20 protein-coding genes and 1 tRNA gene are annotated in these 23,017 nt (G+C 70.8%); 13 read left to right on the plus strand and 8 right to left on the minus strand.

The features are described from left to right. The first annotated feature begins 12 nt into the window (after positions 1-12). Positions 13-1,299, plus strand: coding sequence for an MFS transporter (locus FNV62_RS25990; RefSeq protein ID WP_225900373.1), 1,287 nt, complete (start codon positions 13-15; stop codon positions 1,297-1,299). On the opposite strand, the gene FNV62_RS25995 is transcribed toward FNV62_RS25990, so the two are convergent. From FNV62_RS25995 to FNV62_RS26005, 3 genes are all read right to left on the minus strand, one after another. Then, complete coding sequence (locus tag FNV62_RS25995; RefSeq protein WP_143627229.1) at positions 1,271-2,113, minus strand: triphosphoribosyl-dephospho-CoA synthase; 843 nt, start codon at positions 2,111-2,113, stop codon at positions 1,271-1,273. The two genes, FNV62_RS25990 and FNV62_RS25995, sit on opposite strands and share 29 nt — an antisense overlap. A gap of 9 nt (positions 2,114-2,122) precedes the next feature. Next, positions 2,123-3,094, minus strand: a complete 972-nt coding sequence (locus tag FNV62_RS26000) for an intradiol ring-cleavage dioxygenase (protein ID WP_225900374.1) — start codon at positions 3,092-3,094, stop codon at positions 2,123-2,125. Between the two features lie 147 nt (positions 3,095-3,241). Further along, on the minus strand, positions 3,242-4,405 hold the full coding sequence (locus tag FNV62_RS26005; protein WP_097285399.1) for a sensor histidine kinase: 1,164 nt from the start codon (positions 4,403-4,405) through the stop codon (positions 3,242-3,244). A 178-nt stretch (positions 4,406-4,583) separates the two neighbouring features. Between FNV62_RS26005 and FNV62_RS55815 the strand changes: the two genes are divergently transcribed. The 3 genes from FNV62_RS55815 to FNV62_RS26020 all read left to right on the plus strand — a co-directional run bounded on the left by FNV62_RS55815 (position 4,584) and on the right by FNV62_RS26020 (position 8,859). Next, complete coding sequence (locus tag FNV62_RS55815; RefSeq protein WP_225900375.1) at positions 4,584-4,985, plus strand: hypothetical protein; 402 nt, start codon at positions 4,584-4,586, stop codon at positions 4,983-4,985. Positions 4,986-5,210: 225 nt separating this feature from the next. Continuing rightward, a complete protein-coding gene (locus tag FNV62_RS26015; protein ID WP_164331752.1) occupies positions 5,211-7,433 on the plus strand; it encodes an MMPL family transporter in 2,223 nt (740 codons plus the stop codon). 76 nt (positions 7,434-7,509) lie between these two features. Continuing rightward, positions 7,510-8,859: a sensor histidine kinase gene (locus tag FNV62_RS26020; RefSeq protein WP_143627235.1), complete on the plus strand. Its 1,350-nt coding sequence runs from the start codon at positions 7,510-7,512 to the stop codon at positions 8,857-8,859. Here FNV62_RS26020 and FNV62_RS26025 read toward each other — a convergent pair. Then, positions 8,822-9,277, minus strand: coding sequence for an ATP-binding protein (locus FNV62_RS26025; RefSeq protein ID WP_054236932.1), 456 nt, complete (start codon positions 9,275-9,277; stop codon positions 8,822-8,824). The genes FNV62_RS26020 and FNV62_RS26025 overlap by 38 nt on opposite strands. 234 nt (positions 9,278-9,511) lie before the next feature. On the opposite strand from FNV62_RS26025, the gene FNV62_RS26030 reads away from it, so the two are divergent. The 9 genes from FNV62_RS26030 (at position 9,512) to FNV62_RS26070 (ending at position 19,810) form a co-directional block, all read left to right on the plus strand. Further along, complete coding sequence (locus FNV62_RS26030; protein WP_097285401.1) at positions 9,512-10,333, plus strand: hypothetical protein; 822 nt, start codon at positions 9,512-9,514, stop codon at positions 10,331-10,333. Positions 10,334-10,525: 192 nt separating this feature from the next. Beyond that, the gene (locus tag FNV62_RS26035) at positions 10,526-11,263 is read left to right on the plus strand and encodes a YcnI family protein (protein ID WP_143608658.1); all 738 of its coding nucleotides are present in this window, start codon (positions 10,526-10,528) and stop codon (positions 11,261-11,263) included. Positions 11,264-11,369: 106 nt separating this feature from the next. Then, entirely contained in the window at positions 11,370-12,023 is a 654-nt protein-coding gene (locus FNV62_RS26040) for an SCO family protein (RefSeq protein WP_097285403.1), read from the plus strand. After that, positions 12,020-12,505, plus strand: a complete 486-nt coding sequence (locus FNV62_RS26045; RefSeq protein WP_225900376.1) for a copper chaperone PCu(A)C — start codon at positions 12,020-12,022, stop codon at positions 12,503-12,505. The genes FNV62_RS26040 and FNV62_RS26045 overlap by 4 nt, the downstream gene beginning before the upstream one ends. Positions 12,506-12,518: 13 nt before the next feature. Then, on the plus strand, positions 12,519-14,663 hold the full coding sequence (locus tag FNV62_RS26050) for a copper resistance CopC/CopD family protein (protein ID WP_399222649.1): 2,145 nt from the start codon (positions 12,519-12,521) through the stop codon (positions 14,661-14,663). 8 nt (positions 14,664-14,671) lie between these two features. Next, positions 14,672-15,970, plus strand: coding sequence for an iron uptake transporter deferrochelatase/peroxidase subunit (efeB, locus tag FNV62_RS26055; protein ID WP_097285404.1), 1,299 nt, complete (start codon positions 14,672-14,674; stop codon positions 15,968-15,970). A 34-nt stretch (positions 15,971-16,004) separates the two neighbouring features. Further along, positions 16,005-16,940, plus strand: coding sequence for a prephenate dehydratase (gene pheA, locus FNV62_RS26060; protein WP_054236926.1), 936 nt, complete (start codon positions 16,005-16,007; stop codon positions 16,938-16,940). A gap of 708 nt (positions 16,941-17,648) precedes the next feature. Then, positions 17,649-18,926 carry a serine--tRNA ligase gene (gene serS, locus FNV62_RS26065; protein WP_060901687.1) on the plus strand — a complete coding sequence of 426 codons (1,278 nt, stop codon included), beginning with the start codon at positions 17,649-17,651 and terminating at the stop codon, positions 18,924-18,926. Further along, the gene (locus FNV62_RS26070; RefSeq protein WP_143627237.1) at positions 18,923-19,810 is read left to right on the plus strand and encodes an HAD-IIB family hydrolase; all 888 of its coding nucleotides are present in this window, start codon (positions 18,923-18,925) and stop codon (positions 19,808-19,810) included. Before serS ends, FNV62_RS26070 begins: the two co-directional genes overlap by 4 nt. A 77-nt stretch (positions 19,811-19,887) precedes the next feature. Here FNV62_RS26070 and FNV62_RS26075 read toward each other — a convergent pair. The 4 genes from FNV62_RS26075 to FNV62_RS26090 form a co-directional block, all read right to left on the minus strand. After that, positions 19,888-19,972 (minus strand) — tRNA-Ser (locus tag FNV62_RS26075). A 283-nt stretch (positions 19,973-20,255) separates the two neighbouring features. Next, entirely contained in the window at positions 20,256-20,489 is a 234-nt protein-coding gene (locus FNV62_RS26080; RefSeq protein ID WP_054236924.1) for a hypothetical protein, read from the minus strand. Between the two features lie 121 nt (positions 20,490-20,610). Further along, positions 20,611-22,125 carry an ISL3 family transposase gene (locus FNV62_RS26085; protein ID WP_143651897.1) on the minus strand — a complete coding sequence of 505 codons (1,515 nt, stop codon included), beginning with the start codon at positions 22,123-22,125 and terminating at the stop codon, positions 20,611-20,613. A 164-nt stretch (positions 22,126-22,289) separates the two neighbouring features. Further along, entirely contained in the window at positions 22,290-23,009 is a 720-nt protein-coding gene (locus FNV62_RS26090; protein WP_054236936.1) for an ABC transporter permease, read from the minus strand. Positions 23,010-23,017 lie beyond the last annotated feature (8 nt).

The raw sequence follows: 23,017 nt of genomic DNA on the forward strand, positions 1-23,017 counted from the left end.
AGCGTCGAAGTCATGACGAATCCGGCAGCATCCGCGCGGTCGAGCCGCCTCGTCCCGCCCGCGGGACCGCAACGCGTCCTGGCCCTCGCCCAGCTGACCAACTCCGTGGGGGACGGCGCCTATTACGTGACCTCCGCGCTGTACTTCACGCATGTCGTGGGGCTGGCCCCCGCGCGCGTGGGGCTCGGGCTGACCGTCGCCTGGGCGATCGGCTCTCTTGTGGGCGTACCGCTGGGACGGCTCGCCGACCGGCGCGGGCCTCGTGGCACGGCGGTGCTGCTGGCCCTCGCGACCGGAGCGGCGGTGGCGTCCTTCCTGGTCGTCCGCGGCTTCCTGCCCTTCGTCCTCGCGGCCTGCGCGTACGCCTCCGCGCAGTCGGGGCTCGGGGCGGCCCGGCAGGCGCTGCTCGCCGGGCTGATACCGGCCGGGGAGCGGACCGGGCTGCTCGCCCATCTTCAGTCGACCCTCAACGCCGGTCTGGCGGTGGGGGCCGGCCTCGGCGGGCTCGCACTGCACGCCGGTACACGGGACGCGTATCTCGGGGTGTTCGCGCTGGACGCGGTGAGCTTCCTGCTCTGCGCGGGTGTGCTGCTGCGGCTGCCGTCCGTGCCGCGCGTGACCGTACGGCGCGGTCACGGGGCCGGTGTCCTGCGCGACCGCCCGTACGTGCTCGTCACGTTCCTCAACACCGTGCTGCTGCTGCGGATGCCGCTGCTCAGTCTGGGCATCCCGCTGTGGATCACCGAGCGCACCCAGGCGCCCGCCTGGCTGGTCTCCGCGCTGTTCGTCCTCAACACCGGTGCGGTGATGGTCTTCCAGGTGCGGATGGCGCGCGGTGTCACGGGCCTCGCCTCGGCCACGCGCGCGATACGCCGTTCCGGGCTCGTGATGCTGATGTCCTGCGCGGTCTTCGCGCTGTCCGCCGGTGCCTCGCCGTGGGTCGCGGCCGGGGTCCTGGTGGCGGGCGCGGTGCTCCAGGTCGTCGCCGAGATGCAGCAGTCGGCGGGTTCCTGGCAGGTGGGCTTCGACCTCGCCCCGGCCGACCGCATGGGCGAGTACCAGGGCTTCTTCGGCACGGGCGTCACGGTGGCGCGCACCGCGGGCCCGCTGGTCCTGACCGCGCTGCTGGTGGGCTGGGGCACCCCGGGATGGCTGCTGCTGGGGGGACTGATGCTGGGGGCGTCCTACGGGATGGGCCCGGCGGTGCGGTGGGCCGCCACGCGCGAGGCGACAGCCCACCGCCGGTACTGGGACCGGGACCAGGACCGGGTCAAGCAGCAACCCGTACCGGCGAACTGACCACCACCGGAAGCGAGTCCACGAACAGGGCGCCCGCGAGCAGTCCCCCCGTGCCACGGGGGCTCCACGCGCGCGTGTGGAGGTCGTCGTCGAAGGCGGCCAGAGCCACGCGGCCGGCCTCCGTCGCCGTACCGCCCGCCTCCAGCACGCCCCGGGCACCCGCCTGGACGTGCCGGAGCCCGTGCGGGCCCGCTGTGTACAGCAACTCGGTGTCCTGAAGGGTGGACATGACGGTGAGGAGGGCGTCGAGCCGGGCGTACGGCTCGGACGCGCCGGCGGAGCGCGAGGCGGCGAGCGCGTCCAACGCCCGCCGTACGTGCGGGAATCCGGCGCGTGCCTCGCCCCGCGCCCCGGCCGCGCCGTACTTCGCGGACATGGACGACCCCCGGGAGGGCCGCCGCGGCGCCCGCCGGTCGGGGTGCGCCGCGATCCGCTTGGCGGTGGCGGCGACCTCGGAACCCTTGGCCCCCGGATCCAGGGCCGCCGCCGCGACCAGGAAGCCCAGGACCCACAGCGCCCCGCGGTGGCCACCGCCCGCCAGCGTCACCGAGTGCTCGGTGGACCGGCCGATCGCGCCCAGTTCCGTGCGGAGTTCGGGCGTGGGCCCGCCGATGCGGCGGGCGGCGGCCGCCATCGCCGCGAGGCCGGGCGTCAGCGCCTTGGCCGACCAGCGCAGGGAACACAGATCCCGGCGGGTGTCCCGGGCGCCGAGATCACGCGGATCGGGCAGGCCGGGCTTGGGGGTGAGCTCCAGTTGCCCTGTCAGCGCGGCCACGGCGGCCCGCGCCAGCGTCTCGTCCTCGCGGCCGCTCACGCGCGAGCCCTACGAGGACGCCGAGGCGGACGGACTGGCACTGTCGCTCGGGGCACCGCTCGGCGGCGTACCGGTCGGGGCACCGCTCGGCGGCGTACCGGTCGGAGCGCCGCTCGGGGGCGTACCACCGCCGCCCGCGCCGGTGCTCTCGGCGTCGGGGTCGATGCCCAGGATGATGGACCCCTTGAAGCCCTTGGACGGGTCTTTCTTGTGGACCGGCGTCAGGGTGAGCAGCCCGCTGGAGGTGCCGCCGCCGTCGTACACCATGTCGTCGGCAAGCTTGGTGTAGCTGCCCGTGTGCTTGGAATAGGGCTCCAGGGCCTGGACCTCGGCGGCGATGTCGTCGTCGAAGAAGAGCTGGCCGGTGAAGTTGACCTTGCCGCCCTCGTAGGTGCCGTCCGCCTTCTCGCCGCCGGTGTGCACCTTGACGTGGATGTGCGTGGTGCGAGGCGTGTACCAGCCGGGGAAGATCGTCTCGAACTTGACGACCCCGTTGGCGTTGGCGACCTGGTAGCCGCGCAGGTAGGTCTGGTCGTTCGCGGTCGAGCCGTCCTCGCTCTCGGCGGGGGCGGAGCCGCCGGGGTTGGCGGTGGTGTAGCCGGAGTAGTAGCCCCAGGCGTCGCAGTGCCAGATCTCCACGGCCGCGCCCGCGACCGGGCCACAGGAGTCGGTGGTGTCCTGCATCGTGATGCGCAGCGTCAGCGGGACGCCGCCCTTGCCCTCGGTGATGTCCTTGCGCACCAGAGCGCCGTCGAGGTAGTACGGCCCCTCCGTGACGCTGGACATCAGCACGCACTGGCCGCTGCCGGTGGAGGTCGAGGTCGCCGAGGCGGTCGCCTCGGCGTCGGTGGCGCTGGTCGTCCCGTCGGCGAACGCCGATTGGTAGCCGGCGACCGCGAGCCCGCCCGCGGCGACCGTGCCACCCGTCACCGCGAGCGCACGGCGCCGGGTGACCGAAGTGTCCTTGTGGCTTCTCGTCATGATCGGAAAGCTAGGAAGGTCAACCGTCAGGGACATGGGGTGGGGCTGTGAGGAGGGTAAGAATCCTGAGAAAGCTGAAGTCGACGGAAAATCGGCCTCTACAGGGAGCCCGAAAACGCCAAAGGTGTCGCCGAAACGCCGAGGGCGTCACCACGCGTACGGCAGGTCCACCTCGATCACCGTCGGCCCCCCGACAGGGCTGGTCAGTCGTACGGCCCCGTCGAGCGCGGCGACCCGCCGTCGCATACCGAGCAGTCCCGAACCGGCCGCCTCGTCGGCACCGCCGCGGCCCTCGTCACGGACGACCACACTCAGTCCCGTCGGCGTACGGGCGAGCCGGACCGCCGCCCGCTCCGAGGTGCTGTGCTTGCCCGCGTTCGTCAGCGCCTCGGCCAGCACGAAGTACGCGGCCGCCTCGATCGCCGCGGGGGCCCGGACCCCGCTCTGCGCCCCGTCCTCCAGACCGTCCACGTCCATGGTCACGTCGAGCCCGCTGCTCGCCGCGAGCGCCCGCGCCGCCCCGACGAGTCCACGGTCGGTGAGGATCGGCGGGTGGATGCCACGGACGACGTGACGCAGTTCGGTCAGCGCCTCTTCGGCCTGGTCCTGGGCGTCGTCGAGAAGTTTGCGGGCGGCGTCCGGGTCGCGTTCGTACGCCCGTTTGGCGATGCCGATCCGCAGGGAGAGCGACACCAGTCGGGCCTGCGTACCCTCTTGCAGGTCCCGCTCGATGCGGCGCAGTTCGGCCTCGTGCGCGGCGACCGCGCCCGCCCGGGTCTCGGTCAGTTCCTCGACCCGCTCCGCGAGCAGGGCCTTGGGTGAGGGCTTGAGCAGGGCGGTGGACCAGACGGCGTCGAGGTCCGCGAGCCGGCTGATCAGCGGCAGGACCAGCGGTGAACGGCCCAGCACACCCTGTCGTACGCCGTCGACGAGCAGGCCGGCCGGCCACAGCGGCAGCGCGAGGACGCCCAGGAAGCCGTAGGCGTAGTGGGCGACCATCCAGCGCAGGTCGTTGAGGGTGCCCGGGTCTCGGACCGCCGTGCGCAGCCGCCGGCGGAGCGGGCCCTCGACGCGCTGGTACGCCTCGGGGATCTCCCGGCCGGTCCACTCGGCGACCTGGCGCCGCTTGGCGCCGGCGAAGCGGCGCACCAGGAGCACCGTCTCGGGCAGCAGTCCGGCACCGACCACCACGAGGGTGGCGACGGCCGTGAACAGCAGCACGGTGATGAAGATGATCGAGCCGAACGCCAGTACGGCTGCCCGTCCCAACTGGACCGTGGCTCGCGCTGCCTGCCGCACTGTCGTTCCCATGCCGTCCAGGCTAGGCACGCCTGGTGCGGCTGCGCGGGAGAGCAGGCTCCAGATAGATGGTGTAGCCCGCTACACCACAGGTTCGGGGGAGCACTCACTCGTGGCGGCGAGCTTCCGACGGGATCGTTGAATCCGGAAGCTCACGCCCCTACAGACTCCCCGCCGAAGGAAAAGGTTCATGAAGTCGCTGCTCTCCTCGATCGTGCTCTGGTCGCTGTTCCTGGTCGGCCTCTCCGCCACCGTGGCCTCCGGTTCCGTACTCGACGGCACGCAGAAGGACGTGGCCACCTACGGCGGGATCGCCCTCTCCCTCCTGGCCGGCTCCCGCATCGCCAAGAAGGACCCGATCAAGTCGTTCCTCTCCTCCCGTCCGGTGCTCTGGTTCCTGTTCCTCTTCAACGGAGTCGTCGCCGTGGCCGCCGGCTTCGCCCTTGACGGCGTGCAGGGAATCACTGCCGCCGCCGGTATGGGCCTCGTCTCGCTCGGCGCGGGCTTCGGCCTCCTCCAGAGCCGCGGGACGCGAAACCGCGGGACACAGGCCCTCGAAACGCAGGGCCGCAGGACGCCGACCCCGGCCTGACGCGCCTACCGCCCCCCGGCCTGACGCGCCTGCCGCTCCGACTACGGCCCGACGCTCATCCCCCTCAGCCTCTGACCCCGGCTCAACCTCTGACCCCGGCGCCTACGACGCCCCCTCCGGGCCACGGGACACCCCGGCATGCCCGCGCCCGCCCAGCACCGCACCGCACCGCTCGCAGCACCCCACCGCTCGCTGCCCCGAACACAGACCTTGGAGACCACTCCCGTGGCTACTTTCCTTTATCGACTGGGCCGTACGGCCTTCCGGCGGCGTTGGTACGTCGCCTTGATCTGGGTGGCGGTGCTCGGCGCTGTCGGCTTCGGCGCGGTCAAGGCTCCGGCCGCTCCCGACGCCTCGAACTCCATGCCGGGGATCGAGTCCCAGAAGGCGTTCGACCTCATGGAGCAGCGCTTCCCCGGGGCGAAGGCCGACGGGGCGAACGCCCGGATCGTCTTCGTGGCCCCCGACGGCCAGAAGATCACCGCGGCCGGCAACAAGAAGGCCATCGACAAGCTCGTGGACGAGGCGGCCGACGGCTCGCAGGTCGCCGGCGCGGTCAGCCCCTTCCAGGCGAACGCGATCAGCAAGGACGCGACGACGGCGTACGCGACCGTCACCTACAAGGTGAAGGCCGACGGCCTCACCGACGCCAGCAAGAACCACCTGAAGGACGCGATAGCGCAGGCCAAGCACGCGGGTCTGACGGTCGAGGCCGGCGGTGACGCGCTGGCGGCCCAGCCCGCCGCGGGCGGAGCGGCCGAGGGGATCGGTATCGCCATCGCCGCGCTCGTCCTGCTGATCACCTTCGGCTCGATGACCGCCGCCGGGCTGCCGCTGCTCACCGCGCTCATCGGTGTGGGCGTCTCGATGGCCGCGATCATGGCCCTGTCCAGCGCGTTCGGCCTGTCCTCCACCACCGGCACGCTCGCCACCATGCTCGGCCTCGCCTGCGGCATCGACTACGCCGTCTTCATCGTCTCCCGCTACCGCGAAGAACGCGCCAAGGGCCACACCCCGCAGGAAGCCGCCGGCCTCGCCACCGGAACCGCCGGATCCGCCGTCGTCTTCGCCGGCCTCACCGTCGTCATCGCCCTCGCCGGCCTCTCCGTCATCGGCATCCCCATGCTCACCAAGATGGGCCTCGCCGCCGCCGGAGCCGTCATGATCGGCGTCTTCATCGCACTGACACTCGTCCCGGCCCTCCTCGGCTTCTGGCCCAACGCCGTACTCTCCCGCAAGGCCCGCAAGCGCGGCCGGATCAAAGAAGGCGGCACGAACAACGGCGGCAGCCGCTGGGCACGCTTCGTCCTGCGCCGCCCCCTCCCGGTGCTCCTGCTGTCGGTCGTGGGCCTGGGCGCCCTCGCCGTACCCGTGATGGACCTCCAGCTGGGCATGCCCGGAGACGAGGCCAAACCCACCTCCACCACCGAGCGCCGCGCCTACGACGACCTCGCCAAGGGCTTCGGCCCCGGCTTCAACGGCCCCCTGTCCATCGTCGTCGACGCCAGGGCCGCCGCGAACCCCAAGGCCGCCGTCACCACCATCGAAAAGAAGATCAAAGCCACCGACGGAGTCGTCTCCGTCTCCCCCGCCCGCTTCAACCCCGCGGGCGACACCGCGATGTTCACCGCCGTCCCCTCCACCGCGCCCACCGACAAGAAGACCCAGGACCTCGTCAAAACCATCCGCAACCAGCGCCCCGCCACCGAGGCCTCGACCCACGGCGCGAGCTTCGAGGTCACCGGCACCACCGCCCTGAACATCGACATGGCCCAGAAGACCCAGAACGCCCTGATCCCCTACCTGATCGTGGTCGTCGGCCTGGCCATCCTGCTCCTGATGGTGGTCTTCCGCTCGGTCCTGGTCCCGGTCAAGGCGGCCGTCGGCTTCCTCCTGTCGGTGCTCGCCGCCCTCGGCTCCGTCGTCGCCGTCTTCCAGTGGGGCTGGCTGGCCTCACTCCTCGGCGTGGAGACCACCGGTCCGATCATGAGCCTGATGCCGATCTTCCTGGTGGGCATCGTCTTCGGCCTCGCGATGGACTACGAGGTGTTCCTCGTCGCCCGGATGCGGGAGGCCTACGTCCACGGCGACAACCCGCGCCAGGCCGTCGAGAGCGGCTTCCGCCACAGCGCCCGGGTCGTCGTCGCCGCCGCACTGATCATGATGGCCGTCTTCTCCGGATTCATCGGAGCCAGCGAGTCCATGATCAAGATGATCGGCTTCGGCCTCGCGATCGCCGTCCTGTTCGACGCCTTCATCGTCCGCATGGCCTTCGTACCAGCCGTCCTCGCCCTGCTCGGCAAAGCCGCCTGGTGGATGCCCCACTGGCTGGACCGCATCCTGCCCAAGGTCGACGTCGAGGGCGAGGCACTCACCCAGCAGTCCACGATCCCCCCGGCACCCCCGGCGCACGACGACCCGGCCCCACGGGAACCGGCCCGCATCTGACCATCCCCGCGTGCCGGAGGGCCACCCGTGCCGAACACGGGCGGCCCTCACTCCGTACCCCCGACAGGAACCGGTGATGATCGCCAACTGGCAGCGACACGTGCGAAGCAGTCCCCGCGCCCGGGACACGACAACGGCCCTGCTCCTGTTCGCCGTCTCCTTCCCCGGCAGCCTGTACGTCGCCACCGGCTCCCCCGACCCGGCCGCCCCGTGGTGGACGGCCGCGCTCCTGTCCGGTGTCTCCTGCACCGCCCTGCTCTTCCACCGCGACCACCCGCGCACCGCACTGGCCCTGACCACCGCCGCCGCCGTGACCTCGGCCGCGCAGGGCCGGCTGCTCACCGTGCTGTCGCTGGGCCCGCTCATGGTGGCGCTCTACTCGTTCGCCCTCCGCACCGAACACAACGCCCTGCGCAGGAGCTACGTCTTCGGTGTCGCCGCGCTCCTGATGACCACGGAGGTCATCGCCGGGCCCGCCGACCGCCCGTTGGACCTCGAGACGGTCGGCCCCGCCGCCTGGGTGCTGATGCCGACGGCTCTGGGCAGCGCGGTCCGGCTCCGGAGCGCCTACCTCGACGCCGTCCGGGCCCGCGCGGAGCACGCCGAGCGCACCCGCGAGGAGGAGGCACGGCGCCGGGTCGCCGAGGAGCGGCTGCGCATCGCCCGCGAGTTGCACGACGTCACCGCCCAGCACCTCGCCCTGGCCAACGCCCAGGCCGGCACCCTCGCCCACCTTCTGCGCGGCCAGCCCGACCAGGTCCACAAGATTCTCGCCGACCTCGCCACCACCACCTCCGCGGCGCTGCGCGAACTCAAGGCCACCGTCGGCCTGCTGCGGCACGAGGGCACCAAGGACACCAAGGACACTGAACACACGGAGGAGTCCGAGGAGTCCGAGGAGTCCGGGGAGTCCGGGGAGTCCGAGGGCGCATCCTCGCCGACCGCTCCCGGACTCGCCCGCCTGGCCGGCCTGACCGCCTCCTTCCGGTCCGCCGGTCTCGACGTCACCGTCAGCACCGAGGGGGAACCCCAACAGCTCACCCCGGCGGCGGATCTCACCGCGTTCCGGATCGTGCAGGAAGCGCTCACCAACGTCACCAAACACGCGGCCGCCAAGACCGCCCGGGTCCGGCTCGCCTACTCCCACGACCGATTGACCCTCACGGTCGCCGACGACGGAGGCGCCCTGCGATCCGCCCCGCCCACACCACAGGTCCCCGGCGGCTTCGGTCTCGTCGGCATGCGCGAACGCGCCCAGTCCGTGGGCGGCCGCCTCCGGGCCGGGCCCGGACCCGGAGGCGGCTTCGAGGTCAGGGCCGAACTCCCGCTGGGCGAGGCCGCGTTGGCGACCCGCGAGACCGCCTTGGCGATCCGCTCCCGCCCGGGCGCTAAACCGCCATCAGCGGCGCGTCCTTCTTCCACTTGAGGATCTTGTCGAAACTGACCACCGCACCGCCCCGCCCCGGCTCGTTGCCGATCTGGACGTGATCGGCGAGTTCCCGGATCAGGCAGAGCCCCCGGCCGTGCTCCGCGTCGCCGCGGACCGGGCGGAGCGCGGGACGCGCACGGCCCGGGGCGAAGCCCGGGCCGGAGTCGGAGACCTCGATGCGGCACTTCTCGCCGTCGAGGTAGGCGGTGACCCGATAGGCCTCGGACGCCGTACCGGGAGCGGCGTCGCCGCCGTGCTCCACGGCGTTGGCGCAGGCCTCGGTGAGAGCCACGGAGAGGTCGTACGAGACGTCCGGATCGACACCCGCCGTCTCCATCGTGCCGAGCAGCAGACGTCTGGCGAGCGGAACGCTCGCAGCCTCACGCCGCAAATGGAGTGACCACCAGATGCTCATGCTCCAGCCTCCCGGCCGCGGCTCGACATACCGTTACGTATTGCCGCAAGCACCTGTGCGCAATCGCCCGCAGGACGTGATGCCGCCCATATGGCGGATGCGCACGCGACAACGATCGGTGTATGTGCGGGTGGTTCGGCCCAGATCGTGATCTTCCGGACCACGGCTCGCGGACCGTCATCTTGCGGACCTGCCGTGGGCAGCGGGTGGGTCGAGTGCGATGATGAGCCCGCCATGACTGCCCCCCACCAGCGCAGGGCGCGCTCCGGACACGGGCTCCGGATTCTGCGGGCCGCGGTGTTCGCCGCGGTCTGTGTCGTGCTGGCCGCGGCCGGTCATGGGCTCGCCTCCTGCGCCACCGTCCCGCTGTGGACGCTCGGCGCCGGATTCCTGGCGGTCTTCGCCGTCGCCGCCGGGCTGGCGGGACGGGAGCGTTCCCTACCGGGCATCGCCGCGCTGCTCGCGGGCGGTCAGACCGCGCTGCACACGCTCTTCGGGCTCGCCGGGACCGCTACGGCGGGCTCAAGCTCCATGTCGATGGCCGACACCTCACTCGTGGAACGTGCCGCGCGCCTCGTCTGCGGCACGACCGCGGCGGCGATCAGCCCGGCTCAGGCCATGAAGATCCTCGCCGACGCACGGCTCGACACGGGCACGACCCCGTCCATGTCCATGCCCATGCCCCACTCCTCGGACGCGATGTCGGCCGCCACGGGGTCCTCGATGTCCGTGTGGCCGTCCCTGCCGATGCTGCTCGGGCACGTCCTCGCGGCCGTCGCCGCCGGCTGGGTGCTGCGCCACGGTGATCTGGCGCTGCTGCGGCTGATGCGGCTGTCCGCGCACGGAGTCGCGGAAGGGGCGCTCGTACGGTCCCTGCGCGGGGCGCTCGCGCTCGTACGCGCCCTGCGGGCCGGACTGCCGGGTACGCCCGACGCGACGCCGCGCGCCCGGCGCACCGCGCTTCTGACGCCGCCCAAGCCCCGTACCGCCGAGCTTCAGCACAGCGTCGTCCGCCGCGGACCGCCCCACTCCACCGCTCTCGTCCTCGCCGCCTGACACGACGCGCCACTACGCGGACCGATCCCAAGGATCCGTCCGGACCGATCCGAAGGATCTGAAGGATCCGAAGGGGCTGCCGTCGTGCGGCACGCGCGCGTGCACGCGAAAACACCCCCAGGGGCCCCTCGCACCTTTCGCACGCGCACCCCCTTCTCTTCTCATCGGACTGAAAGTGGAGTGCTCTCTTCCATGAAGGCTTCCCGTATCGCCGCCGCCGGTGCCGTCGCCGTCTCGGCCGTCCTCGCCGTCTCCGCCCCCGCCTTCGCGCACGTCAGCGTGCAGCCGGAGGGCGAGGCCGCCAAGGGCGGTTACGCCGTCGTCGACTTCAAGGTCCCCAACGAGCGCGACAACGCCTCGACCAACCAGGTCGAGGTGAACTTCCCGACCGACCACCCGCTCGCCTCCGTCATGCCGCAGCCCCTCGACGGCTGGTCCGTGAAGGTCACCAAGACCAAGCTGGCCAAGCCGCTCACGATGCACGGCGAGAAGATCTCCGAGGCTGTCAGCAAGGTCACCTGGACCGCCACCGGCAAGGGCATCGAGCCGGGCTTCTTCCAGAAGTTCCCGCTCTCCGTCGGCGCGCTCCCCGAGGACACCGACGAACTCGTCTTCAAGGCGATCCAGACGTACGACAACAAGGAGGTCGTGCGCTGGATCGAGCCGCAGAAGGCGGGCCAGGAGGAGCCCGAGAACCCGGCTCCGGTGCTCACGCTCTCCGAAGCGTCCGCGGACGGCCACCACGGGTCCTCCGGCACCGCCAAGGATGCCTCCGACACCTCCACGGCGGCCCCCGCCTCGTCCACCTCCGCCTCCTCCGCGGACAGCAGTGACACCACCGCGCGCGTCCTCGGTGTCGTCGGCATCGTCGTCGGCGCGGCGGGCGTGGCGTACGGCGTTCTGGCCGGCCGTCGGCGCACCGAGGCCTGAGGCCCATCGCACGCCTCCTTTGTGCACCGGTAGGTCGTACGCCCTCGTCAAAGAGGTCGTACGACCCCGGTGCACACCGGAGCCCTCACATCTGGGACATTTTTCTATGCGCAAGAAGACGTATGCCGCGGCCGCCCTGTTCGCCGCCGCCGCACTGACCCTCTCCGCCTGCGGCAGCGGCGACGACAGCAACAAGCCGATCGCCAACGTGTCCGCCGAGGCCGGCACGGGCAAGGCCGCCACAGTCCTCGACAAGGCGTTCGAGAAGCCCGACCTCGTCCTCACCGACACGAACGGCAAGAAGTACGACTTCCGGGCCGAGACCAAGGGTGTCCCGACGCTGATCTACTTCGGCTACACCCACTGCCCCGACGTCTGCCCGACGACGATGAGCAACCTCGCCGTCGCCAAGAAGCAACTGCCCAAGGCCGAACAGGACAAGCTCAAGGTCGTGTTCGTCACCACCGACCCGGCCCGCGACACCCCCGCCACGCTCGGCAAGTGGCTCAAGGGGATCGACCCCGCCTTCGTCGGCCTCACCGGCGACTTCCCCACCATCCAGGCGGGCGCCCGCACCCTGGGCATCTCCATCGAGCCGACGACGAAGGACAAGAACGGCAAGCTCGTCTCCGTGCACGGCACCCAGGTCATCGCGTTCTCGCCGAAGACCGACGGGGGCTATGTGATCTACGGCGAGGACGCCACCGTCGACGACTACACCAGGGACCTCCCCAAGCTCATCAAGGGAGAGAATCCGTGAGCCGACCCGGAGCCCCTTCGAGGCGTCTCGCGGGATGCGTGGCCCTGACGGCCACGGCGCTGGCGCTGGCGGGCTGCGGCTCCGAGGACTCCCCCTCGAACAAAGCGGGCAAGCCCGAGATGAAGATCACCGGCGCCTACATGCCCGCCCCCGTCATGGACACCATGGCCGCCGGCTTCTTCACCGTCACCAACTCCGGCGGCGCCGACACCCTGACCTCCGTCACCAGCGACCTCGCCTCGGACGTCACGCTGCACTCCACCAAGGGCGGCGCGATGGAGGAGCAGAAGTCGTTCGCCGTGCCCGCCGACGGGTCACTCGACTTCGCGAGCGGCGGCAACCACCTCATGTTCGAAAAGCTCACCCACAAGCCTCTGGAGGGCGAGAAGGTGTCGGTGACGCTGCACTTCACCAAGGCGGGCGCGGTGAAGGTCTCCATGCCGGTGAAGTCCGCGACGTACAACCCCAAGACCGGGCACTGAGGGAGGGATCACCGTGACACAGGCCATCGCTCCCCGTGCGGCTGCCACCACCACTGGAGGGGTCGCTTTTCGGGTACGGGCACTGCTGTTGCTGCTCCTCGCCGTGATCGGCGCGGTCCTGGCCGGCGCGGCGCCCGCCTCCGCGCACGCCGCGCTGACCGGCAGCGACCCCCAGCAGGGAGCGGTGGTAGGCCGGGCACCCACCCAGGTCTCGCTGACGTTCTCCGAGAAGGTCGCGATGTCCGACGACTCGGTGCGCGTGCTCGACCCCAAGGGCAAGCGCGTCGACACCGGCAAGGCGACCGACCTGGGCGGCACCACTTACGGCGTGAAGCTCCACTCGGGGCTGCCCGACGGCACGTTCACCGTCACCTACCAGGTGGTGTCGGCGGACAGCCATCCCGTCTCGGGCGCCTTCACCTTCTCCGTCGGCGCGCCCTCGCAGACCTCCGTCGCGCTCTCCGACCCGGCCGTGGGCGGCGGAGTCGTCGGCGCGCTCTACGGGGTCGGGCGGTATGTCTCGTACGCCGGATTCATCCTTCTGGTGGGTGGCGCGGCCTTCGTACTGGCCTGCTGGCAGCGCGGCGCCGGGGTCCGTCCGGTGCAACGGCTCGTGGTCTCCGGGTGGCTCGCGCTGACCGGCGCCACCCTCGCGCTGCTGCTCCTGCGCGGTTCCTACGTCGGCTCCGGCAAGGTCGGCGACATCTTCGACCTGACGCTGCTCGGGCAGGTGCTGCAGACCAAGGCGGGCGCGGCACTGGTCTCGCGGCTGCTGCTGCTCGCCGCGGGCGCGCTGTTCATCGCGGTGCTCTTCGGGGCGTACGCGCGGCGGGACGAGGCCGACGCGACCGACGAGGGCGACGCGTCCGGCAGGAGTGACGCGTCCGACAAGGGGGACGGGTCCGACAAGAGCGGTGTCGATGCCGATGCCGAGAAGAGGGACCTCACCTTCGGGCTCGCGATCGGCGGCGCCGTCGTCGCGGCGGGCCTGGCGGCGAGCTGGGCGATGGCCGAGCACGCCTCCACCGGTATCCAGGCGGGCCTCGCGATGCCCGTGGACGTGCTGCACCTGCTGGCGGTCGCCGTCTGGCTGGGCGGCCTGTCGGCGCTGCTCGTGGCGCTGTTCCGGGCGCCCACCGAGACACAGATCGACGCGGCGGCCGTACGGCGCTTCTCGCGCCTCGCGTTCGGCAGCGTGACCGTGCTGGCCGCGACCGGGATCTACCAGTCCTGGCGCCAGGTCGGTTCCTGGTCGGCGCTGACCGGAACGTGGTACGGACAGTTGCTGCTCATCAAGATCGGCCTGGTGGCGGTCCTCGTCGGCATCGCGTGGATCTCGCGGCGCTGGACGGCACAGCTGTCCGAGGCGCCGCAGGCGAAGGCCTTGGCGACGGCCGGGGCCAAAGCCGGGGCCGGAACCGGGACGACAGCCGGAGCGACGGCTCTCGCCGAACTGCGGACGAAGCAGCCGACGAAGGTGCCCGCGAATTCCAGGGACTCCAGCTCTGGGGGCTCGGATTCCAGAAACGCGGATTCCAGGGACTCGAACTCCGGACACTCGAACTCCAGGGACTCGCACTCCGGAGACTCACGGCGTGCCGCTCAACTCGCCCGGCAGCAGACCGCCGTGGCCATCGCGCGTCAAAAGCGCCTCCGCGACGCCGACCCGGCCCGGGCCGGCCTGCGCCGCTCGGTGCTCGCCGAGGCCGGCGTCGCCGTCGTCCTGCTGGCCGTGACGACCGTGCTGACGTCCACCGAGCCGGGGCGCACGGAGGAGGCGGCCAAGCAGGCCACCTCGTCCTCCTCGCAGCGGTCCGGGCCGCTCTCCCTGAAGCTCCCGTTCGACACGGGCGGCCACGACGGCAAGGGCACCGCGGAGGTCACCCTCGCCCCGGCCCGCGTCGGCGGCAACGAGATGCACGTCTACGTGGAACGACCGAACGGCAAGGCCTTCGACATCCCCGAGGTGAAGGTCGCCTTCACCCTGAAGGCCAAGAAGATCGGGCCGCTGCCCGTGACCCCCGACCGCATCGCCACCGGCCACTGGTCGGCGATCGGGGTGCAGATCCCCATGGCGGGCGACTGGGAGATCGCGGTGACCGTGCGCACCTCCGACATCGACCAGACGACCGTCACCAAGAACGCGAAGATCGGCTGAACCTCACCATGGCTGACCAGCCCACTCCGGAAGCCACCACGGAAAACACCCCTCCAGGAGAGGCCGTTTCCCAGAAGCCCTCTTCTGGCGGGGTCTTTTCCCGGCGCCGGCTGCTCGGCACCGCCGGTGCCACCGGTCTCGCCCTGGGCGCGGCCGGAGGTGCCGCCGGGTACGCGGCAGCGCCCGCCGCCGACAAGGCCGCACCCCTGACCTCGCTCGGCGCGGACACGGTGATGTTTCACGGGAAACATCAGCCCGGCATCACCACCGCGCTCCAGGCCCGTGGCCACCTCGTCGCATTCGACCTGGCCGCGGGCGCGGGCCGCAAGGAGGCCGCCGCCCTGCTGCGCCGCTGGTCGACGACGGCCCAGCGGCTGATGGCGGGCCAGGCTGCCGCGCAGAACGACACGGACGTCGCCCGTGACGCCGGACCGTCCTCGCTGACGGTCACCTTCGGCTTCGGAAACAGCTTCTTCGCCCGGACGGGTCTGGAGAAGCAGCGCCCGGTCGCCCTCGACCCACTGCCCGACTTCTCCTCCGACCACCTCGACAAGGCGCGCAGCAACGGCGACCTGTGGGTGCAGATCGGCGCCGACGACGCCCTGGTCGCCTTCCACGCCCTGCGCACGCTCCAGAAGGACGCGGGCAGCGCGGCCCGGGTGCGCTGGCAGATGAACGGCTTCAACCGCTCGCCCGGCGCCACGGCCCAGCCGATGACGGCCCGCAACCTGATGGGCCAGATCGACGGCACCCGCAATCCGAAGCCGTCCGAGTCCGACTTCGACCGGCGCATCTTCGTGCCGGCCGCCGGCGACCCGGCCTGGATGGCGAACGGCTCCTACGCCGTCGTACGCCGGATCCGGATGCTCCTCGACGACTGGGAGAAGCTGTCGGTCAAGGCCCAGGAGGACGTCGTAGGGCGGAAGAAATCCACCGGGGCGCCGCTGACCGGTGGCACCGAGACGACCGCGATGAACCTCGACAAGACCGACGCCGACGGCAACCTGGTCGTCCCCCTCAACGCGCACGCCCGGATCACCCGGCCCGACCAGAACGGCGGCGCCGCGATGCTGCGCCGCCCGTTCTCCTTCCACGACGGCTTCGACACGGACGGGGTGCCCGACGCGGGCCTGCTCTTCGTCTGCTGGCAGGCGGATCCGCTGCGCGGCTTCGTCCCGGTGCAGCGCAAGCTCGACCGCGGCGACGCCCTGTCGACCTTCATCCGCCACGAGGCGAGCGGGCTGTTCGCGGTGCCGGGTGGTGCGGCGGAGGGGGAGTACGTGGGGCAACGGCTGCTGGAAGCGTGATCCGCGCGGGACGGGGCCCATTAGGGTGACGAGTATGTCGGCGACGCGCTACACCTATCTCGGCCCCGAGGGAACGTTCACCGAGGCCGCCCTCCGCACGCTCCCGGAAGCCGCGACACGGGAGCTGGTGCCCATGGTGTCCGTGCCGGCCGCGCTCGACGCGGTGCGCGCGAGCGAGGCCGCGGGCGCCCTCGTCCCGATCGAGAACTCGGTCGAGGGCGGTGTCACCGCCACCCTCGACGAGCTCGCCAAGGGCGAGCCGCTGATGATCTACCGCGAGGTCGTCCTGCCGATCGCCTTCGCCCTGCTGGTCAGGCCCGGCACGGCCCTGAAGGACATCAAGACGGTCACCGGCCACCCGGTCGCCCAGCCGCAGGTACGCAACTGGCTCGGCGCCCACCTGCCGAACACCGTGTGGGAGTCGGCGGCCTCGAACGCGGACGGTGCCCGGCTGGTCCAGGAGGGCCGGTACGACGCGGCCTTCGCGGGCGAGTTCGCGGCGGCGACCTACGGGCTCGAGCCGCTGGTCACCGAGATCCACGACGCGGCGAACGCCGAGACCCGCTTCGTGCTGGTCGGCCGTCCGGCCCGGCCCGCGGCCCCGACCGGCGCCGACAAGACGTCCGTGGTCATCTGGCTCGGCGACGACCACCCGGGTGCGCTGCTCGAACTGCTCCAGGAGTTCGCGGTGCGCGGCGTCAACCTGATGCGGATCGAGTCACGGCCGACCGGCCAGGGCATCGGCAACTACTGCTTCTCCGTGGACGCCGAGGGCCACATCACCGACCGCCGTGTGGGCGAGGCACTGATGGGCCTCAAGCGCATCAGCCCCCAGGTGCGCTTCCTCGGGTCCTATCCGCGGGCCGGGGTCGCCCTGGAGGACGTACGGCCGCTGCGGCCCGGGACGTCCGACAGCGCGTTCTCGGCGGCGTCGGACTGGCTGGCGCGCTGCCAGGACGGACGGTTCTAGGCCGGTTCCAGGCCAGATCCAGAACCAGAACCAGATCCAGAACCGGAGCCGGGCCGGATCCAGGCCGGATCAGGCCCGTTCAGGCGTTCGGGTTCCCGTGTCGGCGGCTCGTCGGCGTGGGCTTTTCCACTGCCCTTCTCCGCATTCCATCAGTCCTACCTGCCGATTTTCGTCATCCACAGACGTTATCCACAGGTGTGCTTCTCGATCTGGGGACAAGTCGACAAGGAAGCACTACATCATCGACAAATCGGCCTACAGGGCCCAAGTTCGTCCACAGCCCCGCACGTCACCCCTCGTCCACTCTTTTCCCTTGATCAATCCTTTGGAGCGAAGCATTTCCACTCGAACGTGGGTGTACAGCTGGTTCGACCCGGGAATTCTTCGCCCCACATGCGGCTTTCGGAACGATCACCTCCGAAGTCCACAGATCTTCCGCACAGCCTGTGGATAACTCTGCGGGGATGTGGATCCCTGTGGACAACCCCTTCTCAAGTGCCGCTCTCCACAAGGGAATCAGTCAACCCTCTGATTACCGTCTGCCCCGTTTCAGGGAGTACCGTCCCTTTTATTGACGCGGACCGGCGCTCATGGGTGATCATTGGCGATCAAGGAATATCGATACGGCATTTCACTCATAACGTCACAGAAGTGACGGAGCGGAATATCGAGTCGATGGCCGGAAGCGCGCACCGGTAGCCTTGAGGGGTGATTGACCTTCGCCTGCTCCGTGAGGACCCCGACCGTGTTCGCGCCTCCCAGCGCGCCCGTGGAGAGGACGTCGCCCTCGTCGACTCCCTCCTCTCCGCCGACGAGCGGCGCAGGTCGTCCGGCGTCCGCTTCGACGAGCTCCGATCCGAGCAGAAGTCGCTCGGAAAGCTGATCCCCAAGGCATCCGGCGACGAGAAGGCCGAGCTGCTGAAAAAGGCAGGGGAACTCGCCGCCGCCGTCAAGACCGCCGACGCCGAACAGCACGAGGCGGACGAGGAGACCAAACGTCTGCTCCTCCAGCTCGGCAACCTGGTCCACCCGGACGTCCCGGTCGGCGGCGAGGAGGACTTCGTCGTCCTGGAGACGCACGGCACGATCCGCGACTTCGGCGCCGAGGGCTTCGAGCCCAAGGACCACCTGGAGCTCGGCGAGGCGCTCGGCGCCATCGACGTCGAGCGGGGCGCCAAGGTCTCCGGCTCGCGCTTCTACTACCTGACGGGTGTCGGCGCGCTCCTGGAGCTCGCCCTCGTCAACGCGGCGATCGCGCAGGCCACCGAGGCCGGCTTCACCCCGATGCTGACCCCGGCCCTGGTCCGCCCGCGCGCCATGGAGGGCACCGGCTTCCTCGGCCAGGCCGCGGAGAACGTGTACCACCTGGAGAAGGACGACTACTACCTGGTCGGCACCTCCGAGGTCCCGCTCGCGGCCTACCACATGGACGAGATCCTCGACGCGGACCAGCTGCCGCTGCGCTACGCCGGCTTCTCGCCGTGCTTCCGCCGTGAGGCCGGCACCTACGGCAAGGACACCCGCGGCATCTTCCGTGTGCACCAGTTCGACAAGGTCGAGATGTTCTCGTACGTCGACCCCGCGGACGCTGAGAACGAGCACAAGCGGCTCCTGGACTGGGAGAAGCAGTGGCTGACCGGCCTCGAGCTGCCCTTCCAGGTCATCGACGTGGCCTCGGGCGACCTCGGTGCCTCCGCGTCCCGCAAGTTCGACTGCGAGGCGTGGATCCCGACCCAGGGCAAGTACCGCGAGCTGACCTCGGCCTCGAACTGTGACGGCTTCCAGGCCCGCCGCCTGTCCGTGCGCATGCGCGACGGCAAGAAGGTCCAGCCGCTCGCCACGCTGAACGGCACGCTGTGCGCCGTCCCGCGCACGATCGTGGCGATCCTGGAGAACCACCAGCTGGCCGACGGCTCCGTGCGGGTGCCCGAGGTGCTGCGTCCGTACCTGGGCGGACGTGAGGTTCTGGAGCCGATCTCCAAGTGACCGCCGCCGCCGGGTCGACCGGTCCGACCGGATCCAGGGGTCCGACCGGATCCAGGGGTCCGGCCGGATCCACGGGTCCGACCGGATCGTTCCCCTACAAGCTCGTCGCGACCGATCTCGACGGCACGCTGCTGCGTTCCGACGAGACGGTCTCGGAGCGCACGCGTGAGGCACTCGCCGCGGTGACCGCGGCGGGCGCCGCGCACATCGTCGTCACCGGGCGCGCGGTGCCCTGGACCCGGCACATCCTCGACGACCTCGGCTACGAGGGTCTCGCGGTGTGCGGCCAGGGCGCGCAGGTGTACGACGCGGGGGAGCACCGGCTGCTCACCTCGGTGACGCTGGACCGGCAGCTGGCCGGGCTCGCGCTCGCCAAGATCGAGGCGGAGGTCGGCCCGCTGCTGCTGGCCGCGAGCCGTGACGGGCTCGACGGCGAGGTGCTGGTCGGCCCCGGCTACCGCAGGCAGGACGGCTCGCTCCCGGTCGTCCCGATCAGGGACGCGACGGACCTCTGGTCGGCCCCTCTGAACAAGGTGTACGTGCAGCACCCCACGCTCTCCGACGACGAACTGGCCGCGGTGGCCGCCAAGGTCGCGGGCGGCCTGGTCGGCGTCACCGTGGCGGGCGCGGGGATAGTGGAGATCCTCCCCCTCGGCCTCTCCAAGGCCACGGGGCTGTCCCTCGCCGCCCGACGGCTCGGTGTGAAGGCCGCGGACACGATCGCCTTCGGTGACATGCCCAACGACATCCCGATGTTCGCCTGGGCGGCCCACAGTGTGGCCATGGCGAACGCCCACGACGAGCTCAAGGCTGTCGCGGACGAGGTGACGTCCTCGAACGAGGAGGACGGCATCGCGGTGGTGCTGGAGCGGATGCTGGGTTAGCGGGTGAGGGCACGGCCTGCGGCGCCGTATGCCTTGTCAGAACCCGCACTCTGCCGAGTGCCTGTGACAACGTCTTGCGGAGGATGCGCGGATCGAACGCGCGCGGGGTTGACCCCGACCACGGCTCAGCAAGCCGGTGCCTTACCTCTCGGCCAATCCTCCGGGTGGGCGGCCCGCGCGGCGTACGCGCGCTCGAAGCGGCCGCCCCGGGCAGCCCCCCGTGCGGGCGGGCTCCACGGAGGGGTAACTACTCCTGAGCCTGCCGCGGGCTGCCCTGTAGGGAGCTCGACGGACTGCTACTCATGGGCATCGTCGCGCTCCTCTCCCAGAATGTGGCGCCGACTCGATGCGGCGACGTGGACATAACTACTGTGCCCGTACGCCGACTTGGGCGCCACTGAATAAAGCCGCCCCTCAAAGGGGGTCACCGACGGCCCAAAGAGGGTTACCGGCGGCGCCACCTGCGCCGACGTGCCTTGCTGAAGAACCACCCCGCGGGCGGCTCGTCGGAGCGCCAGGGCTGCGGGTCGGGTCCCCCCTCGCGCCAGCGGGCGGCGAGCATACGGGCGCGGGCGGACGGCTCGGTCGTCTCCGCCGACCGTATGAAGCTCTCGTCAAGTACGAGGCCGTCCCAGACGTCCTCGGTCTCCCTCTGTCCCTCACCTTGCGGTTCCGCCATCCCCGTTCCTCCTAGCCGCGCGTCCCTCTGCCCAGTGTGCCGGGACAGAGGTGAAGCCACTGTCAAGAAAAAGGCTCTGACTTGATTTTCGTAGCGGGTGATCGTCCCGTTGACCCGAAGATCAGTTGAGCAGGATGCGCTGGCGGAGGAGGGCGAAGCCGGCTCGTCCGTAGGTCTGGCGCTTGAGGAGCTTGGTCTTGTTGTTGATGCCCTCGGTGGCTCCGTTGCTGTAGGGCAGGTCGAGACCGGCTTGAACGGCGTCTTGGTCCTTCTGAAGGCCGCGGACGAAGGCGTGCAGGGCGGGGAGGTCGTCGCCGTTCACGGCCTCGATCCATTCGGCCAGGGCCGCGTGCCCGGTGGTGGGATGTTCGTGGTGGGCCAGTAGCTTGGCGAAAGCGGTGACGTGGCTGGTCAAGGCGGTCATCTCGGGGCAGACGGCGGTGAGTTTGTCGCGGTGGGTCCCCGGCTCATCGGCCAGGTGGTCGGGGTCGGTCATGATCCAGGAGGTGAGGCGGCGGACGGACGGGTCGGCCAAAGACTCCTCGGCCCGGCCCTGTTCGAGGTAGCGGACTAGCAGGTTCGGGCTGCCGGTGTAGCCCAGTACGCGGATCTCCGCGAGGAGGGTGGTGGTGGCCACCGGACCGGCCGCGCGGCGAGTCCGCAGGTGGTCGCGGTAGGGATCGACCAGGCAGCGCCGGTACTGAGGGGGCCGGATCAGCTGCGCGGGGTCACCGACGCGGGCGTACCGTTTGACGGTGTTCAGCGCGAGGCCCAGGCGTCGGCCGGTCTCGCACAGACTCACCCCGGTCTCGAGTGAGGCGTGCACGGCGGCATGGGTCTGCAGGACACGCGCGTTGCGCGACCCGGGCGTCGCCTCGGGGGGCACCGCGCGCCAGCACGCGGCGTGCGCGGCCACCGTCTTCTCCACCGCGGCGGCGAGGTTGTGCCACAGGTGCCATCGGTCGCTGACCTGCACCGCGTCGGGGGCTCCCTGACGGATGCCCTCGGCGTAGCCGGCCGAGCCGTCCCGGCATACGACCTCCACCCCGGGGTGTGCACGCAGCCAGGCGGTCAGCGTCTCGGCGGTGCGGTCGGCCAGTACGTCGACGCGGGCGTGGGTGATCACGTCGATCAGGACGGTGGCGTAGCGGTGACCGCGCCGTAGCGCGAAATCATCGACTCCCAGCACCTGCGGAACCGGCAGGACGGGGAGCGGAAGTGCCATCAGCATGGTCAGCAACGTGCTGCAACTGACCAGTTGATGCAGGTGAGGCAGTAATCGGACGGCGGTCTTGCCGACGAGCGCCGCCGCGACAGCACTCAGCAGTTGCTGCAGGGCAGGGGTGCGTCGCTGGTAGCGCACGGTCAGTCCATCGACCTGCTCCACGAACGTGGTCTTCGAACACCCGGGGTTCTCGCAGTACAGGCGGCGGACCGAGAGGTCGACCGTGACCGGCCGGCCCCCGACCGCCTCGTCAGCGACATGCCGTTCGTACCGGCTGTGCACCCAGTCCGATAACCAGCCACAGCCCGAACACGCCACCGCGACACCGTCCCGGGTCCGGGCCATAATCTGGATCAGATCCCCGCCAGCCTGCACTTCCCGTACCTGCACCGCGGCCAGCTGCGGCAGCAGGACCTCCAACTCGAGGGCATACACCCACCAGTCTGCGCCCAGGGCAGGGAGAACCACGACGGGTTCGATCACCCGCTACGAAAATCAAGTCAGAGCCAAGAAAAAAGCGGGTTCCACGCGCGCGTGCGTGGCGACAACCGGCACACGCGCGTGGGACCCCCGGCTCACTCCTCGCCGGCCAGCGTCAGCGACCGCAGCCGCTGCCCGGCGTACCAGGTGGCGAGCACGGTGACCACGACCAGGAGCACCGTCGCGGTGGGCAGGCCCACGTCCGAGGTGACGAGGTCGCCGCCGGTGACCTTGTGGCCCACGGCGAGCGCCCACTGCTGGACGCTGAGCGTGCGCGCGCCGGACACCAGCGACCCGAACAGGGCCTCCCAGACCAGCGCGTAGACGAGCCCGAACACCACCGCGTGCCGGGTGACCGTCCCGAGCAGCAGGAACAGCGCGGCGTACGCGATCGAGGCGACCAGCGCCGCCACGGTGTAGGCGACGGCGACCTGCTGGCCGTTGCCGTTCAGGATCATGCCGGCGATGAACGTCGGCAGGGCGGAGAACGCCATGGTGACGGCGATCGCGACGATCAGCTTGGTGAAGATGATCGTCGGCCGCTTCAGGGGCTTGGCCAGCAGATACACCACCGAGCCGTCGTCGATCTCGGGGCCGATCGCGCCGGTGCCGGCGATGACGCCGATGATCGGCACCATCGTGGCGAGCGCGAAGCCGCCGAGCAGGTCCGATGCCACCTGGTCGTCGGCTCCGGCGAAGCTGCGTACGGCCGCGGAGATCACGATGAGCAGGACGGGCAGCGCACACAGGATGAGGGCCCGGCGGCGGCCGAGCAGGGCTCGATAGGTGAGCCGGGCGACTGTGGGGTCGTACATCTTGGCCT

The sequence above is a fragment of the Streptomyces sp. RLB3-17 genome (assembly GCF_007113425.2).
GTDB lineage: Bacteria > Actinomycetota > Actinomycetes > Streptomycetales > Streptomycetaceae > Streptomyces > Streptomyces mirabilis_D.

What these genes read in the sequence shown, in the direction of transcription:
- FNV62_RS25990 (WP_225900373.1), top strand. Translation starts at nt 13, where the DNA reads ATGACGAATCCGGCAGCATCCGCGCGGTCGAGCCGCCTCGTCCCGCCC.
- FNV62_RS26000 (WP_225900374.1), bottom strand. Translation starts at nt 3,094, where the DNA reads ATGACGAGAAGCCACAAGGACACTTCGGTCACCCGGCGCCGTGCGCTC.
- FNV62_RS26005 (WP_097285399.1), bottom strand. Translation starts at nt 4,405, where the DNA reads ATGGGAACGACAGTGCGGCAGGCAGCGCGAGCCACGGTCCAGTTGGGA.
- FNV62_RS55815 (WP_225900375.1), top strand. Translation starts at nt 4,584, where the DNA reads ATGAAGTCGCTGCTCTCCTCGATCGTGCTCTGGTCGCTGTTCCTGGTC.
- FNV62_RS26020 (WP_143627235.1), top strand. Translation starts at nt 7,510, where the DNA reads ATGATCGCCAACTGGCAGCGACACGTGCGAAGCAGTCCCCGCGCCCGG.
- FNV62_RS26025 (WP_054236932.1), bottom strand. Translation starts at nt 9,277, where the DNA reads ATGAGCATCTGGTGGTCACTCCATTTGCGGCGTGAGGCTGCGAGCGTT.
- FNV62_RS26030 (WP_097285401.1), top strand. Translation starts at nt 9,512, where the DNA reads ATGACTGCCCCCCACCAGCGCAGGGCGCGCTCCGGACACGGGCTCCGG.
- FNV62_RS26035 (WP_143608658.1), top strand. Translation starts at nt 10,526, where the DNA reads ATGAAGGCTTCCCGTATCGCCGCCGCCGGTGCCGTCGCCGTCTCGGCC.
- FNV62_RS26040 (WP_097285403.1), top strand. Translation starts at nt 11,370, where the DNA reads ATGCGCAAGAAGACGTATGCCGCGGCCGCCCTGTTCGCCGCCGCCGCA.
- efeB (WP_097285404.1), top strand. Translation starts at nt 14,672, where the DNA reads ATGGCTGACCAGCCCACTCCGGAAGCCACCACGGAAAACACCCCTCCA.
- pheA (WP_054236926.1), top strand. Translation starts at nt 16,005, where the DNA reads ATGTCGGCGACGCGCTACACCTATCTCGGCCCCGAGGGAACGTTCACC.
- FNV62_RS26080 (WP_054236924.1), bottom strand. Translation starts at nt 20,489, where the DNA reads ATGGCGGAACCGCAAGGTGAGGGACAGAGGGAGACCGAGGACGTCTGG.
- FNV62_RS26090 (WP_054236936.1), bottom strand. Translation starts at nt 23,009, where the DNA reads ATGTACGACCCCACAGTCGCCCGGCTCACCTATCGAGCCCTGCTCGGC.